Origin of the sequence: Loktanella sp. DJP18 (assembly GCF_049310965.1) — a bacterium.
Taxonomy (GTDB): Bacteria; Pseudomonadota; Alphaproteobacteria; order Rhodobacterales; family Rhodobacteraceae; genus Loktanella.
Genome location: NZ_JBMERN010000014.1, coordinates 57,154 through 72,643 on the forward strand (window position 1 = coordinate 57,154; position 15,490 = coordinate 72,643).

Genomic DNA, 15,490 nt, shown 5'->3' on the forward strand with positions numbered 1-15,490 from the left:
TCTGTGTCATCTTGGGTCCTTTCGGGTCAGGGATCAGTGGGGGGCGTCTGGCAACGGGCGCGTCGACCAGTTTTCGGTGATCGTCATGCCAGCGGCGCGAAACACCTTGGCGACGGGACAGAATTTCTCCAGCTCTGCCTTCAGGGCTGCCATCTGGTCCGGGGTTGCGTCGGTTTCAACATCGATATCCAGCACGATGTTGTCGAACGGCACATGGACCTCTTCCTGCAACAGCGTGCCAAGCCGATTGAAGCTGTAGGACATCTCGATCCGCATCTGGCCAAAGCCCAGACCCATACGCTTCGCAATCTTTTTCGAGATGACGTTCGTGCATCCGATCAGGGACGACATCATCGTTTCCGTCGGCGTCGGGCCAAGATTGCTGCCGCCGCGTTCGAGAGGTTCGTCGATGATCGCATAGACATCCCTGATGCGCACATGGCTGCGTGAATGGGTCTGGCCAACACCAGACTGACGCGCAACGATTGTCGTCTTTTGCTTGATTTGTCCCATCTGTCCACTTCCCGCTTGATCGTTATTTATTAATCGATAACTTAGCTTTCAGAGGACGTAAAGAGCCCTGCGTGGCACTTTTGGGGAAAAGGATCAGGGATGAAAGCACCGGATTTCGAGTATCAACGCCCCGCGACACTGGCGCAGGCCCTGGCCGCGCTGGCCGACGCGGACCTCGACGCAATGCCGCTGGCGGGCGGGCAAAGCCTCATGCCGATGATGAATTTCCGCGTGGCGAATCCCGGGCGGCTGGTCGATCTGGCCGATCTTGCGGACCTGCGTGGCATCACCCGCAACGGGGCGACGATCCGCATCGGCGCGATGACACGCTACGCCGAACTGGCGGCCAGCGCAGACGTGCGCGAAGCCCTGCCGCTGATCGCGATGGCCCTGCCTCACATCGCCCACGACGCGATCCGCAATCGCGGCACCATCGGCGGATCGCTGGCGTTGGCCGACCCGGCGGCCGAGATGCCGGCGATTGCCCTTGCCCTTGGTGCCACGTTCGAGGTGGCAGGTCAGGGCGGCGTTCGCCGGATCGCCGCCGACGACTTCTTTCAAGGGTACTACGACACGGCGCTGGAACAGGGCGAATTGATCGTGGCAATCCACTTGCCCGTGGCCACGCCGGACCACGCCTTCGGATTTCATGAACTGACACAGCGTCACGGCGACTACGCGCTGGCCGGTGTCGCCATCGCGCGCAAGGGGCCCGACCACCGCATCGCGTTTTTCGGCGTGGCCGACCGCCCGCTGCGGATCACGGCACTGGAAAAAGCGATCTCTGCCGGAACGCCGGTGCAGGACGCGCTGACCCATCTGGCTGACGTCGATTGGACCGGCGATCTGAAGGCCAGCAGCGCCACACGCCAACGACTGGCCGGTGTCGCCCTTGGCCGCGCGATCGGGGGGATGCGCCCATGACCCGCAGCATGACGATCGCGCTGACCGTGAACGGCGAGGCCGTCAGCGCCGCCGTGCCGGTCCGCCGGAACCTTGTGGATTTCCTGCGCCACGATCTGGGCCTGACCGGCAGCCATGTCGGATGTGAACACGGCGTCTGCGGGGCCTGCACCGTGACGGTGGACGGCCAGACCGTGCGCGGGTGCTTGATGCTGGCGGTGCAGGCCAACGGGTCCACTGTCACCACCGTCGAAGGACTGTCCGATCAGGCCCTGGCCCGGACGCTGCAAGCTGCGTTCACCCGCCGCAACGCCCTGCAATGCGGGTTCTGCACGCCGGGCATGCTGGCTTCCGCGCTCAGCTATATCGCGTCCGGCGGGGCGGCGGACCGCAGGGCGATCCGCGAACATCTGTCGGGCAATTACTGCCGCTGCACAGGCTATCAGTCGATCGTCGATGCGATCTGCGACACCATCGAGGAGTCACGCGCATGACCGGGCCGGCAACCATCTTTGACAAACCGAACCGCTATATTGGTCAGCCGGAACCTCGCGCGGATGCCGCGCGCCTGTTGCAGGGGCGCGGGCGATTCGTCGATGACGTCAGCCTGCCGCGCATGGTGCATGCGGCTTTCGTGCGCTCGCCTCACGCGCACGCCACGATCGCATCCATCGACATGCAGGCCGCGCGCGCCGCGCCCGGTGTCATCGCGGTCTATACCGGGGCCGATCTGGCAGAGCATGTGACGCCTTACGTCGGCACCCTGACCCATCTGGCGGGCCTGCGGTCGGCCCCGCAGCATCCGCTGGCTATCGACATCGTGCGTTGGCAGGGCGAACCTGTGGTCATGGTCGTGGCCGCGTCCCGCGCGCAGGCCGAAGATGCCTGCGAACTGGTCGACGTGGACTTCGACCCCCTGCCCGCAGTCCTGGACACGGAAGCCGCCCTGAGCCCCGATGCGCCCCTGATCCACTCCGCGTTCGGATCGAACCTTGCGTGGGAACGACAGGTGACACACGGCGACATCGATACAGCCTTTGCCAGACCCGACGTGCAGATCGTCAGCCGGGAATTCCGCTTTGGCCGCCATACGGGCGTCACGCTGGAGACGCGCGGCACCGTCTGCGACTACGATCCGTCAGAGAGGAAGTTAACGGTCCACTACTCCGGTCAGGCCCCGCACATGATGCAGGTGATATTTGCCCGCCACATGAACCTGCCAGAGGAAAACGTCCGCGTCATCTCCAACGACGTCGGCGGATCGTTCGGCATCAAGATCCACACCTACGGCGACGAGATCGCGACGGCCGTGGCCGCCCGACTGCTGCGGCGCCCGGTGAAGTTCATCGCCGACCGGCTGGAAAGCTTCGTGTCCGACATCCACGCCCGAGACCACGTCGTGCGCGCCCGCATGGGCATCACGCAGGCCGGCACCATCGTCGGCATCGACATGGACGACATGACCGGCATCGGGCCGTTTTCGATGTATCCGCGCACGTCCGCCATCGAATGCAATCAGGTCCTGAACCTGACCGGCGCACCCTATGTGCTGGAAAACTACCGCGCCCGTGGGCGGGTCGTGTTCCAGAACAAGGTGCTGATGTGTCAGTATCGCGCCGTCGGCCATCCCATCGCGATGGCCGTCGCCGACGGCCTGCTGGAGGATGCGGCCCGTCTGATCGGCATGGACCCGGTCACGCTGCGCGCGCGCAACCTGATGGCGGACGACAGCTATCCGCGCACGACGGCAACGGGGATGAAGCTCGATGACCTCAGCCACCAGTCGGCGTTGCGCAAGCTGACCGAGATCATGGATTACGATGCCCTGCGCGCCGACCAGGCCGAGGCGCGGACGCGCGGCGTTTATCGCGGCATCGGTTTCGTCTCGCTGGTCGAGGTCACGAACCCCTCGCCCATGTTCTATGGCATCGGCGGCGCGCCGATTGCCAGTCAGGACGGTGCGACCGTGCGTCTGGACGCGGGCGGCAGCCTGCACGTCTCCAGTTCGATCACCGAACAGGGTCAGGGGACCAATGCGATCCTGGCGCAGATCGCAGCGGGCGTCTTTGGCGTCGATCTGGACCGGGTCAAGGTCACGACCGGCGATACCGCGACCACGCCCTACGGCGGCGGCACCTGGGCGTCGCGCGGTGCCGGAATCGGCGGCGAGGCGATGTTGCAGGCCGCACAGGCGCTGAAGGAACAGGTGCTGGATGTGGCGGCGGTCATGTTGCAGACGACGCGCGACGCGCTTGATATCCGGGGCGGTGCAATCACCGATCCCGACGGGACGGCCCGCATGTCATTGGCCGATCTGGCGCGTACGGTCTATTACCGGGGCAACGAATTGCCGTCGGATCTGCAGCCCGAACTGATCGCCACGCGTCATTACCGGGTGACCGATTTCCCCTTTGTCTTTACCAACGGCGCGATGGCCGCACAGGTCGAGGTCGATATCGAAACCGGCTTCGTCAAGGTGCTGCACGTCTGGGCGGTCGAGGATTGTGGCCGCGTGATCAACCCGCTGCTCGTCGACGAACAGATCAGGGGCGGCGTCGTGCAAGGGATCGGCGGCGCGCTGTATGAGGAATGCCACTACTCCGACGACGGGCAGATGGTGAACGCGACGATGGCCGACTACATGGTGCCGATGGCCGCCGAGATGCCGGACATCACCGTCGCCCACATCGAAACGCCGACGAAGACCAGCGTTCTGGGGGCCAAGGGCGCGGGCGAGGCCGGGACCGGCGGCGCACCGGCGGCGATCCTGAACGCGGTCAACGATGCGTTGTCTCCGCTGGGGGCCAGCCTGTGGCAGATGCCGATGACGCCCGAACGGGTGCTGAACGCGATTGATGCCGCCGCAGAGGCCTGATGTGACCGGCAAAGCCCGGCGCGCCGATGGCTGACACATCGCTGCTGTTCTTTGCCGTGGCGGGCTTTGCCGTGTTCTTCGTCGCGTTGGCCAAGGCCGGGTTCGGCGGCATGATCGGATCGCTGGGCATGCCTCTTGTCGCATCGGTGTCCGACATCCAGACCGCGATCACGATCCTGCTGCCGACCTATGTCGTCATGGACCTGATCGTCGCCGTGATCTACCGCAAGTCCGTGCCGTTCGCGCTTTTGTGGCGCATGGCGCTAGCCGGGATCGCGGGCGTGCTGTTGGCGGCATACATGTTCCAAAGCGTCAATCCGGACCTCGTGGCCATCCTGCTGGGAATCATATCGCTGCTGCTGGGTCTGCGCTTCTTTCGTGATCGCGTTGCCGGAGGCGGCCCGGTCCTTCCTGCCACGCCGGATCATCGCTGGCGCTGGCGGCGCGGCGTGATCCTGAACGGCGCGTCGGGCTTCACCAGCTTCTTTCTGATGGGAGAGGCGCCCGTGCAGGCCTTCGTGCTGCCGCTGCGGCTGGCACCGCAGGTTTATGTGGCGCTGCTGGTCTGGTTCTTCTTCATCGTCAACTGGATCAAGATTCCAATCGTGTTGTCGATGGGACTGGTGACGATCGATTCATTGTGGATCTCGGCACTGTTGCTGCCGATCATGCCGGTCGGAATCCTTGTCGGAAAGTTCATCGCGACCCGCATCCGCCGCGAACCCTTCTATGTCATCGTGCATGTCCTGCTGATCGCGCTGGGTTGCTATCTGATCGCCAGCGGCGCGTGGCACCTGCAGGATGCGGTCGCGTCAGAAATTGACCCGGTCGCCGCCCTTCAGTGACAACATCTCGCGCGCTTCCTCGGGTGTGGCGACGGAAAGGCCCAGTCCTTCGATGATCGCCTTGGCGCGCAGGACTTGAGCGGCATTCGATTCCGCCAGCTGTCCGCGCGCGATCCAGATGCTGTCCTCCAGCCCGACACGAATGTTGGCCCCCATCGCGACCGCCTGTGTGGCGATGCGGAACTGGTTCGCGCCCGCGCCCAGCACGGACCAGCGAAAATCCTTGCCGAACAAACGGTCCGCCGTCCGTTTCATGTGCATGACGTCCTCTGGATGGGTGCCGATCCCGCCCAGCAGGCCAAAGACCGATTGCACGAAGAACGGCGGCTTGACCAACCCGCGGTCCGCGAAATGCGCCAGATTATAAAGATGCGAAATGTCGTAGCATTCGAACTCGAACCGCGTGTCGTTGCCGTAGCAGGTTTCCAGGACGTATTCGATGTCCTGAAACGAATTGCGGAACACCAGATCGCGTGATCCTTCCAGATGCGCGCGTTCCCAGTCGTACTTGAAATCCTTGTATTTCGACAACAGGGGAAAGAAGCCGAAGTTCATCGACCCCATGTTCAGCGACGCGACCTCTGGCTGCCAGTGCGCCGCCGGCTTGGCCCGTTCGGCCACCGTCATGTAGGGCGATCCGCCGGTCGTGATGTTGATGACGGCATCCGTTGCCTGCTTGATCCGGGGCAGGAACCCGGCAAAGGCTTCAACCGTCTGGTCCGGCTGGCCCGTCTCGGGGTTGCGCGCGTGCAGGTGAAGGATCGCGGCCCCCGCCTCTGCTGCGGCGATGGCGCTGGCGGCGATCTCGTCCGGGGTGATCGGCAGGTAGGGTGTCATCGAAGGCGTGTGGATCGCGCCCGTCACGGCACAGCTGATGATGACCTTGTCCGATTGGTTCATGGCTGCCGCCTCTCCTTGGTTTCATGGTGCCGGTCCGGCGCGGCCACGTGGGCGCGCGCCGGTCAGAGGGTCAGATCACTCAAGTGTATAGGTGATCGGCCATTCATAGCCGGTGTCCGTCACCGCCTTGATATAGGCCTGCATGACTTCGGTGCCCGGCGCGCCGCGGCCGTTCGCATCTGCCGCCTGCAACTGCGGGAAGCCGATCAGCGAATTCGCCCATTCCGCCCGCACCTCTGGCGCAAGCTCCGTGACCACGGCACCGGCGGCCGTCAGACCGTCCAGACCGCGTTGCTGTGCGGCGTCAAGCGAGGCGCCGGCCTGATCCTCGTAAGCGCGGCCGACCTCGCGGATGATGGTCTGCACGTCCTCTGGCAGGCTGGCCAGCGTGCGCACGTTGACCGTCAGCGCGTTGACCGGCATCGCACCGAACCCGACCAGTTTGTAGTTGGGCGACGGTTCATAGAACTTGAACCCCAGATATGCCGATGGGAACATCAGCCAGCCGCTGTAAACCCCTGTCTGCAAGGACAGATACCCGTCAGGCAAGGCCGATTGCACCGGAATGGCACCCGCGAATTCCAGCCACGGCAGGTTCGGACCGGCACCACCGACCTTCACGCCCTTCAGATCCGCGACGGTTTCCCAAGGTTCGGTCGTGCCAAGGTGGTAGTTATCCCAGCCATGCAGCCCCAGCAGAACCTGATCGTTCTCGGTCTCGAACTGCTCTGTCAGCCACGGCACCTCGTCATAAACGGCGCGCACGGCGGCCATTGCCTGAGTCGATTCCTGCGGGCCGAAGGGCGCGTAATACGGAAAGTTGTGCAGAAACAGCTTCGCCGGCTCGAAACACATGCAAAATGCGCCGATGTCCAGGATGCCGTTCTGCACCGCTTCCAGCGTTTCGGACACGCCAGCGATGGCACCACCGTATCCTTCGATGAAGACGACCTCGTGGTCGGTCTCCTCGGCGACGCGGCGCGTGACTTCGGGGACGAAGAACTTTTCCACATCAGTGACATAGACGGACGGGCCGCTTGGATGGCCTGCTCCGATGCGCAACGTGAACGTGTCGGCAGCAACCGGAGCCGCCAGCCCCAACAGAACAAATCCGGCCAATCCGCCGGAGAAATGTGATATCATGTCGTGTCCTCCCAGACATTTGCGGTCACGGCCGCTTTGGTCAACGCGGCTGGCCCTACCCCAGCCAATTTATCGATCGCTAACATAACACTTTCTGCATATCGGCACGCGTCGGTCAAGAAACTCGTGCTGCGAAACCCGCATAAATTATCGATCAATAAATAAATGTTGACGGGTGACCGTGATTGGTTAGCGTTCGGCCAACGGCTTCACACCGTCAGGGGAGGGACGCGATGACAGCTTCGATCAAGGGTGCGCGCCTGCTGCACATCATGTCGGCCTTCTGGATTCTGGCGCTGGCGTTTCTGGTCTTCGGTGATGTGATCGGGCGGATCGCCTTTTCGCAACCCGTGCCGGGGGCCAAGGAAATCCTGCAGAACTCTGTCGTCACCATCACCTTCCTGCAAATTCCGCTGGCGATCTATTCCGGTTCGATGTTGCGCACGACCATTCTGGTGGACGCGGTGCCCGGGTGGATGCGTCGCGTGCTGCGAACGCTGGCGTCGATTCTTGGGCTGCTGTTGTTTCTGGCGCTGATCTGGGGGACCTGGCCGTCGTTCATGGATGCCTACCGGATCGGCGAATACGAAGGCGAAGGGTCACTGCGCGTGCCGACATGGCCCGTGCGCGGTGCCATTGCCCTGATGTCAGCCGCCGCCGCGCTTGCCTATGCACAGATGATCTGGCTCGACTGGACCGGCCAGCTCACCTTCGAAAGCGAGGCACCCGGTGCGCTCGCCCGACTTGAAAACTAAGGGAGGCGCATTTGATGGGCGGCGAAATCGTACTGATCATGCTGGGCGTCCTGCTTTTGATGATCCTGCTTGGGGTCCACATCGGCGTGGGTCTGGCCCTGTGTTCGGGCGTCGGCGTCTACATCATGTTCCGCGGCAACACCGAGGCGGCACTGTCGATCATGTCGAACACGGCGTTCGAGGCGATCCGCAAGGACGTCTTCGCCGTCATCCCCCTGTTCGTGCTGATGGGCGATTTCATCTGGCGCAGCGGCGCGGCAGGCGACCTTTACCGGATCTGCGACCGTGCCCTGCGCCGGCTGCCGGGTCGTCTGGCCATCGCCACCATTGCGGGCAACACCGTCTTTGCGGCGGTGACGGGCGTGTCCATTGCATCGGCCGCCGCGTTCAGCCGGATCGCATACCCCGAGATGATGAAGCTTGGCTACAAGCAGACCTTCGCGCTGGGGGCTGTTGCCGGGTCGGCCTGTCTGGGGATGCTGATTCCGCCCTCCGTGCTGCTGATCGTCTGGGCCGTGCTGACGGAACTCAGCGTCGGCGCGCTGTTCATCGCGGGCATCCTGCCCGGCCTGATGCTGGCGTTGCTGTTTTCGGCCTATGTCATTGCCGCGGCGGTGATGAACCCCAGGATCGCACCGGCCTATGAAGAACCACTGACCCAGCCCACACCCGCGGAAAAGCGGTCGGAACTGATCGGCGGGCTCGGTATCCTGTCGTTGATCGTCATCGTGATCGGCGGCATCTGGCTGGGGTGGTTCACCCCGACCGAGGCGGCCGCATTTGGCGTGATCGCAGCACTGGTGATCGGGATCACCAAGGGGATGCGCGGTGCCGACATTCTGGAAAGCATGTATCAAGCCGGTCGCACCACTGCGCCGATCATGTTCCTGCTGATCGCCGCACAGATGTATTCGCGCCTTCTCGCCCTCGGTGGCGGAGTCAACTACATTCAGGGGATGTTCAGCGACAGCGATCTGTCGCCCACGATGGTCATCCTGCTGATGACGGCCATCTGGCTGATCCTTGGGATGCTGATCGACTCCGTGTCCATCATCCTGCTGACGGTCCCAATCTTTGCCCCGATCGCCGTGGCGATGGGATACGATCCCATCGCGTTCGCGATCTTCGGCATCCTCGTGATCGAGGCGGGACTGCTGTCGCCGCCCTTTGGTCTGCTGGTCTATACCGTGCGCGGATCGGTCCCGGACCCGACCGCGACGCTGAAGAAGATCTTCATCGGGTCTTTTCCCTATTTCGTGCTGATCCTTGTCGCCGCCTTCATCGTCCTGTTGATTCCACAACTGGCGACCTTGCTGCCCGGAGCCCTTATCTGAAAATTCGATACGGCGATGCAGTTCTTATAATTTTCGCATATGCTCCCAAGGGGCTAGTTTGGCTGGAACAGCATTGCGGAGATTGAGATGAACCTGGGTTTCTTTACCATGCCGATCCACCCCGTGGCCAAGGACTGGCGCACCAGCCTGCACGAGGACCGGGCCGCATTCCTTCTGGCGGACGAACTCGGCTACACCGAAGCCTATGTCGGCGAACACACCACGGATGCTGCCGAAAACATCACGCATTGCATCAGTTTCATCGCGTGGATTGCCGCCGCGACCAAGCAGATCAGGCTGGGCACCGGCACGGTCAACTTGCCCAACACCCACCCCGCCGCCGTTGCGGCACAGGTGGCGATGCTGGATCACATGCTGGACGGGCGGTTCATCTTCGGCATCTCGCCCGGCGGGCTGGCCACCGACGCAGAGGTTTTCGGCAGTCTGAACGCCGACCGCCCGGCCATGTTTCTGGAAGGCATCAACCACGTCCTGAAGATCTGGGAATCCGAGGCACCCTATAACATCAAGGGCCATTTCTGGGACATCACGACCGAAACGCAGATGATGCCCGAGATCGGTCAGGGCATCATGCCCAAACCCTTGCAACGCCCGCACCCGCCCATCGTCGTCACCGCCGTCGCACCGTTTTCCAAAGGCGTGACAGAGGCCGCCGCGCGCGGTTGGGACCCGATTTCCGCGAACTTCCTGCTGCGCAAGTGGGTCAAGACCCATTGGCCGAAATACGTCGAAGGCTGCGAACGGGCGGGGCGGCCCGCCGATCCCGCGAACTGGCGCGTCGCGCGGTCCGTCTTCGTCGCGGACGACATGAACACGGCGCGCGACTACGTCTATGCTGCCGACAGCCCCTACCGGTATTACTACAGCCAGCTTTTGACCAAGATGAAGAAACACGGGCGCGCCAACCTGTTCAAACACGACCAGAACATGCACGACGACGAGGTGACGTTGGAGATGGTGATGGACGAATGCATCACCTGGGGCACGCCGGACAAGGTCGCCGACGACATTCTCGCACTGCGCGACGACATCGGCGATTTCGGCACGCTGCTGGTCGCCGGCAAGGATTGGGCCGATGTCGAACTGTCTCGTCGATCGATGATCCTGCTGGCCGAAAGATGCATGCCCGCCGTGAACGCCGCGCTGCCGGCGGCGATGGTGGCCGAATGACCCAGCGGATCGACGTCGCGCGCGGGGACGTGACCCTGTCCGTCCGCGTCACCGGGCGGACCGACGGTCCGGTCGTGGTGCTGTCGAATTCGCTGGGGGCCGGTCTGGACATGTGGGACCCGCAGCGCGCGCTGCTGGAGGACCATTACCGCGTCATCGGTTACGACACGCGCGGTCATGGCCGGTCCAGCACGCCCCCGGGCGACTACCGCTTTGCCGACCTGACGGGCGACGTCCTGGCGATCATGGACCATCTCGACGTGGCGCAGGCCGACTTCATCGGCCTGTCGCTGGGGGGCATGACGGGGCTGGGTCTGGGGCTTGACCACGCGGACCTGTTTCGGCGGATCGTCTGCGCCTGCGCGCGCGCCGATGCGCCGCCCGCCTTTGCCAACGGCTGGGACGACCGGATCGCGGCGATCACGCAGGGCGGCATGGCCGCGATCTGGCCCGGGACGCTGGAACGCTGGCTGACGCCTGACGTGCAGGCCGACCGGCCTGCCGAGGTTGCGGCTCTGGCTGACGACTTTCGGGCAACCACGGTCGCCGGATACACCGGCTGTGCCCGTGCGCTGCAACGGCTCGACTATCTGCGCCGCCTGCCCGACATGGCGGTGCCGGTCCTTTATGTATCGGGCGCGCAGGACATGGGTGCACCGACGCAGACCATGCGCGACATGTGCGCCGCAACGCCGGGGGCCGTCCATGTCGACATTCCCGACTGCGCCCATATCGCGAACCTGAACCGGCGCGATGCCTTCAACGCCGCCCTGCAATCGTTTCTGGAGTTCTGATGCGCCTGACCGACCGTTTCCCCTATCAGGCGATCGTGGATCGCCCGCACCTGACCCTGCCCGACAACAAGCGACTGGCGGTCTGGGTCATCCTGAACGTCGAAGAGTGGGGCATCGAACGCGCGATGCCGCGCACCGTCCTGCCGCCGCCCATGGGGCAACCCCTGCTGCCGGACGTGCCGAACTGGTCCTGGCACGAATACGGCATGCGTAGCGGATTCTGGCGGCAACATCAGGCCCTCGTATCGCGCGACATTCCTGTGACGCTGGCCATCAATGGCAACGTCTGCAACAGCTATCCGCGGGTCGCGGGGGCCGGGCTAGATGCGGGCTGGGAATTCATGGGCCACGGCCACCTGCAAGGCCCGATGCACAAGCTGGATGACCAGCGCGGTGCCATCCACGCCGCGATGGACAGCATCGAGGCGTTTACCGGCACCCGCCCCCGGTCATGGGAAAGCCCCGGCCTGACCGAGACGGATGAGACGCTGGACCTGCTGCGCGAGGCGGGCATCGAATACGTGGCCGACTGGGTGCTGGACGATCTGCCGCAGGCGACCTCCACCCCCTTCGGCACGATCACCACCGTCCCCTACACGGTCGAGACGAACGACATCGCCGTCCATGCGTTGCAGGGGCATCGGTCCGACGAATTTCTGCGGCGCGGCACCGACCAGTTCGACCGCCTCTATGCCGAAGGGGCGACGAATGCCCGCGTCATGGCGATCTCGATCCATCCCTACATCACCGGCGTGCCGCACCGGATCAAGTATCTGGAGGCGCTGCTGGACTATATCGGCCAGCACGACGGCGTCGCCTGGATGACGGCCAGCCAAATCGGTGACTGGTACACCGGCGCGATGGCGAAAACCGGGACTTGATTTGCGGACCCCGATCTTATTTATAGATCGATAAATATGAATGGGGTTTCGCATGGCACGACACGCAATCATCTCTGGCGGATCGATCGGCGGATTGTTTGCCGCCACGGCACTGCTGCGGGCCGGCTGGACCGTCGATGTCTACGAGAGGTCCGATGTGGAACTGGCGGGGCGCGGTGCGGGGATCGTCACCCACGACACCCTGATCGACGCCCTGCGCACGGTCGGTGCCGATCTGGACGATCTGGGCGTGATGGTGCAGGACAGGGTGGCCTTCGACCGGTCCGGCTCCCGGGTCGCGGTGCTGCCCTATCCCCAGATCGTGACGTCATGGGACCGCATCCATCAAGTCCTGCGTCGTCTGGTGCCGCAAGGCCATTACCACCTGTCGCGGCACATCACTGGTTATATGCAGTCGTCCGCGGGCGTCGTCGCGACATTCGCCGACGGCACAACCGTATCGGGCGATCTGCTGGTCGGTGCCGACGGGTTCCGGTCGGCGGTGCGCGCGCAGATGCTGCCCGATGTCGTGCCCGACTATGCGGGCTATGTCGTCTGGCGCGCGCTGGCGGACGAGGCCGACCTGCCCCCGGCCCTGCACAGGGACATCTTTCCCACGTTTTCGTTCTTTGCCCCCAGTGGCACGCAGATTATCGGGTATCCCATTGCGGGGCGCGACAACGACCTGCGGCCCGGCCATCGGCGTTACAATTTCGTGTGGTATGCGCCCGCGCCTGCGGCGGACCTGCGCGACATGCTGACCGACGACGCGGGCCAGCATCACCCGGTGTCGATCCCGCCGCCGCTGGTGCGGGGAGCGGTGCTGGACGCCATGCAGGTTCAGGCGCGGCGCATCCTGCCGCAGGCCTTTGTGGATATTCTGGATCAGTCGGCACGCCCCTTCTTTACCCCGATCTACGACCACCATGCGCCGGTCATGCATGACGGTCGGGTGGCGCTGGCGGGCGATGCCGCCTGTGTTGCACGGCCGCATGTCGGCATGGGCGTGACAAAAGCGGCAGAGGATGCGCTGGCCCTGGCGGCCTGTGCCGATGGCGACCTTGCGGCCTATTCCGCGCAACGTGTCCCGGCGTCCTTGCGGGCCTATCAGCGCGGACAGCAGCTGGGGGCCGCGATCTTTGCACCCGACCCCGCGAATGCGGACGGCGCGCACAATCCGATCTTGCATGACATCATGCGGCTGACCGCCACGACCGTCGATTAGGCGGTGAAGTACGAGTCCGTCGATCCCGCGATCCGTGGCAGGATCGGACCGGTGCCGTCGAGCACATCGAACGTGTTGATGGTCATGGAAATCAGCGTGTAATACCCGCAGATGCCGACCAGATCGACGCAGGCCTGAAGCCCGAGGACGTCCAGTGTCGCGGCATAGGCGAGGTCGCCCACGCGACGGTCCCGGTGTAGATCCACTGCAAAGTCAAAGACCGCCTGCATCTTTGGATCGTCAAAGCGGACCTTCTGCGCAAGCGCGATGGCCGATATCGCGGCGGGGGCTATACCTGCGGCGCTGGCGATCGGCGCGTGATGGGCCCATTCGAACCCTGACGACCAGAACCGGGCCGTCACCAGAATGGCAAGTTCCGACAGATGCTCTGGCAGAACGGAATCGTAGCGGGCGTACTGCCCCAGGGCCTGTGCGGTTTCCGCAAGACCGGGGCTTTGCAGCCAGACCCGCAATGGTCCCACGACCGTGCCGCGCGGCCCACTGGCGATGGCATCGAAGACCCGTTGCTGCGGGGCCGTCAGTGCCGCCTCGTCCAGCACGGGAAGACGGCTCATAACGGCGCGGGCCGGTGCATGCCGCCGCGATAGAAGACCAATGCCTCGCCGTCACGATGATCGAAATCCTCGATCTGGCCGACGACGATGATGTGATCGCCGCCGTCGTGGATCGCATGGCCGTGGCACGCGAAATGCGCGATTCCGTCCCGCAGGCGCGGCGCATCGACGACCGTATCGGACAACGCGACGCCTTCGCATTTATCCTCCAGCGGCTTGGCGAACTGCCACGCCACATCCGACAACTCATGCGGCAGCACGTTCACCACGAAGGGCACGCCGACAGTGAACAGACGCGCACTGGCCTGCGCTTTTCCAAGCGAGAACAGGCACAGCGCCGGATCGAGGCTGAGCGACGCGAACGACCCGACAGTCACGCCGGTCGGTTTGCCCGCCTCGTCGAACAGGCTGACCACGGCGACACCGGTCGGCAGCACGCCAAAGGCATTGCGCAAGGCGCGCGGGTCGGTCATCGGGCGATCCAGCATTATCTCAATTCCGTCACAAGGGTCGATCATCTTGGCTTGACCTCAAGATAGAGCGCCGTCCCTATTTGACAAAATGATAGTTCTACATATTTGAAATCCGAAAATCGGATAGAAAATCTGCCCACCGCTCACGACCATCGATGGGCTAGTCGGCGCGGGTCAACGGCTTCGCTCCTCATTGACCAAGCCAGCCCGTCACTTCGATGCGACGCTCAAGCACGGCCGTATGCCGTTCATCTCTGTCGGATCAGACGAAACGCCGACGCAGCGCGCTCATTTCGCGATCAGTCCCATGTCACGCAGTTCGGCCATCGCCTCGGGTGAAAACTCGGCCTGCGGCGCGTTGCCAGAGATCACGAACATCAGCAGATGCTCTGCGTCAGGTTCATCGAAGGTCACATTCTCGAACCGGCGCTGGACGCCGGCGGGAAAGGACACGACGTCATGCGGCCCCAGATCAAAGGCTTCGACCTTGCCGTCCACCTCCCACGAACACCGCCAGAGACCCGTCATCGGGATGAAGGTTTCGTTGGTGTCGTGGTTGTGCATCATCGGGCCACACCCGGGTTTTGCCCGGCAATACCCCAGATTGAAACCTTCGGAAATCTTGATCGCGGCATGTCGCGCCGCGTTGTCGCCCACCGGCGACGTCGTGGCCTTGTCCTGCGTGTCGGGCGGTTGAAAGCCGACGACGTTGTAAAGCGTGCGGCGCGCGCTGGGGTGTTCGCTGTCGGGCAACCCGCCGTCGAAGCCTGTCAGGTCGGCAAAGCGCGCGACCCGCTGCGCCATATCCTCGCGTGTGACGCGACGTGTCTGCAGTGCCATGATAACTCCAATCGTGTTGATGCGCCGCAGGACGGCCTATTCTACAGGCAGGATGGCCCCGCGCATGGCACGAGGCAATATCGGTGATCCGATACTCGGTATCACAAATTCGACTGGAGGCGGTCAACCGCACCCAATGGGATCAATGCGCGTGGCTTTGCCTCGCCCAGGTTTCCGCGCAAGTCAGACCCTTTTCAGAGTGCGTCGTCATGTCGGGTAAGTCCGGTCGGCATGTCACGCCAT

At 63.7% G+C, this 15,490-nt stretch carries 16 protein-coding genes; 10 read left to right on the forward strand and 6 right to left on the reverse strand.

Annotated features, from left to right (window positions below):
• Nucleotides 1-33: 33 nt before the first annotated feature.
• Complete coding sequence (locus tag ACOI1H_RS06420) at nt 34-513, reverse strand: OsmC family protein (protein ID WP_422435999.1); 480 nt, start codon at nt 511-513, stop codon at nt 34-36.
• 99 nt (nt 514-612) lie between these two features.
• Here ACOI1H_RS06420 and ACOI1H_RS06425 point away from each other — a divergent pair, with 99 nt between their 5' ends.
• The 4 genes from ACOI1H_RS06425 to ACOI1H_RS06440 are packed head-to-tail and all read left to right on the forward strand — an operon-like array spanning nt 613 to nt 5,136.
• Nucleotides 613-1,437: an FAD binding domain-containing protein gene (locus tag ACOI1H_RS06425; RefSeq protein WP_422436001.1), complete on the forward strand. Its 825-nt coding sequence runs from the start codon at nt 613-615 to the stop codon at nt 1,435-1,437.
• Nucleotides 1,434-1,910, forward strand: a complete 477-nt coding sequence (locus tag ACOI1H_RS06430) for a (2Fe-2S)-binding protein (protein WP_422436003.1) — start codon at nt 1,434-1,436, stop codon at nt 1,908-1,910. Before ACOI1H_RS06425 ends, ACOI1H_RS06430 begins: the two co-directional genes overlap by 4 nt.
• Nucleotides 1,907-4,291 (forward strand): xanthine dehydrogenase family protein molybdopterin-binding subunit, encoded by a 2,385-nt coding sequence (locus tag ACOI1H_RS06435; RefSeq protein WP_422436005.1) that lies wholly within the window; start codon nt 1,907-1,909, stop codon nt 4,289-4,291. Before ACOI1H_RS06430 ends, ACOI1H_RS06435 begins: the two co-directional genes overlap by 4 nt.
• 26 nt (nt 4,292-4,317) lie before the next feature.
• On the forward strand, nt 4,318-5,136 hold the full coding sequence (locus tag ACOI1H_RS06440; RefSeq protein WP_422436006.1) for a sulfite exporter TauE/SafE family protein: 819 nt from the start codon (nt 4,318-4,320) through the stop codon (nt 5,134-5,136).
• On the opposite strand, the gene ACOI1H_RS06445 is transcribed toward ACOI1H_RS06440, so the two are convergent.
• Both ACOI1H_RS06445 and ACOI1H_RS06450 read right to left on the reverse strand, forming a co-directional pair.
• Nucleotides 5,104-6,036 (reverse strand): 3-keto-5-aminohexanoate cleavage protein, encoded by a 933-nt coding sequence (locus tag ACOI1H_RS06445; RefSeq protein ID WP_422436007.1) that lies wholly within the window; start codon nt 6,034-6,036, stop codon nt 5,104-5,106. The two genes, ACOI1H_RS06440 and ACOI1H_RS06445, sit on opposite strands and share 33 nt — an antisense overlap.
• 75 nt (nt 6,037-6,111) lie before the next feature.
• A complete protein-coding gene (locus ACOI1H_RS06450) occupies nt 6,112-7,179 on the reverse strand; it encodes a C4-dicarboxylate TRAP transporter substrate-binding protein (RefSeq protein WP_422436009.1) in 1,068 nt (355 codons plus the stop codon).
• A gap of 233 nt (nt 7,180-7,412) precedes the next feature.
• Between ACOI1H_RS06450 and ACOI1H_RS06455 the strand changes: the two genes are divergently transcribed.
• From ACOI1H_RS06455 to ACOI1H_RS06480, 6 genes are all read left to right on the forward strand, one after another.
• Nucleotides 7,413-7,934, forward strand: coding sequence for a TRAP transporter small permease (locus ACOI1H_RS06455; protein WP_422436010.1), 522 nt, complete (start codon nt 7,413-7,415; stop codon nt 7,932-7,934).
• A 14-nt stretch (nt 7,935-7,948) separates the two neighbouring features.
• A complete protein-coding gene (locus ACOI1H_RS06460) occupies nt 7,949-9,268 on the forward strand; it encodes a TRAP transporter large permease (protein ID WP_422436012.1) in 1,320 nt (439 codons plus the stop codon).
• A gap of 87 nt (nt 9,269-9,355) precedes the next feature.
• Nucleotides 9,356-10,459 carry an LLM class flavin-dependent oxidoreductase gene (locus tag ACOI1H_RS06465; RefSeq protein WP_422436014.1) on the forward strand — a complete coding sequence of 368 codons (1,104 nt, stop codon included), beginning with the start codon at nt 9,356-9,358 and terminating at the stop codon, nt 10,457-10,459.
• A complete protein-coding gene (locus ACOI1H_RS06470) occupies nt 10,456-11,253 on the forward strand; it encodes an alpha/beta fold hydrolase (protein ID WP_422436016.1) in 798 nt (265 codons plus the stop codon). The genes ACOI1H_RS06465 and ACOI1H_RS06470 overlap by 4 nt, the downstream gene beginning before the upstream one ends.
• On the forward strand, nt 11,253-12,134 hold the full coding sequence (locus ACOI1H_RS06475; protein WP_422436018.1) for a polysaccharide deacetylase family protein: 882 nt from the start codon (nt 11,253-11,255) through the stop codon (nt 12,132-12,134). Before ACOI1H_RS06470 ends, ACOI1H_RS06475 begins: the two co-directional genes overlap by 1 nt.
• Before the next feature lie 52 nt (nt 12,135-12,186).
• A complete protein-coding gene (locus tag ACOI1H_RS06480; RefSeq protein WP_422436020.1) occupies nt 12,187-13,359 on the forward strand; it encodes an FAD-dependent monooxygenase in 1,173 nt (390 codons plus the stop codon).
• Here ACOI1H_RS06480 and ACOI1H_RS06485 read toward each other — a convergent pair.
• From ACOI1H_RS06485 to ACOI1H_RS06495, 3 genes are all read right to left on the reverse strand, one after another.
• Nucleotides 13,356-13,934, reverse strand: coding sequence for a carboxymuconolactone decarboxylase family protein (locus ACOI1H_RS06485; protein ID WP_422436022.1), 579 nt, complete (start codon nt 13,932-13,934; stop codon nt 13,356-13,358). The two genes, ACOI1H_RS06480 and ACOI1H_RS06485, sit on opposite strands and share 4 nt — an antisense overlap.
• Complete coding sequence (locus ACOI1H_RS06490) at nt 13,931-14,407, reverse strand: flavin reductase family protein (RefSeq protein ID WP_422436023.1); 477 nt, start codon at nt 14,405-14,407, stop codon at nt 13,931-13,933. Before ACOI1H_RS06490 ends, ACOI1H_RS06485 begins: the two co-directional genes overlap by 4 nt.
• Nucleotides 14,408-14,695: 288 nt before the next feature.
• Nucleotides 14,696-15,247 carry a hypothetical protein gene (locus ACOI1H_RS06495; RefSeq protein WP_422436024.1) on the reverse strand — a complete coding sequence of 184 codons (552 nt, stop codon included), beginning with the start codon at nt 15,245-15,247 and terminating at the stop codon, nt 14,696-14,698.
• Between the last annotated feature and the right edge of the window lie 243 nt (nt 15,248-15,490).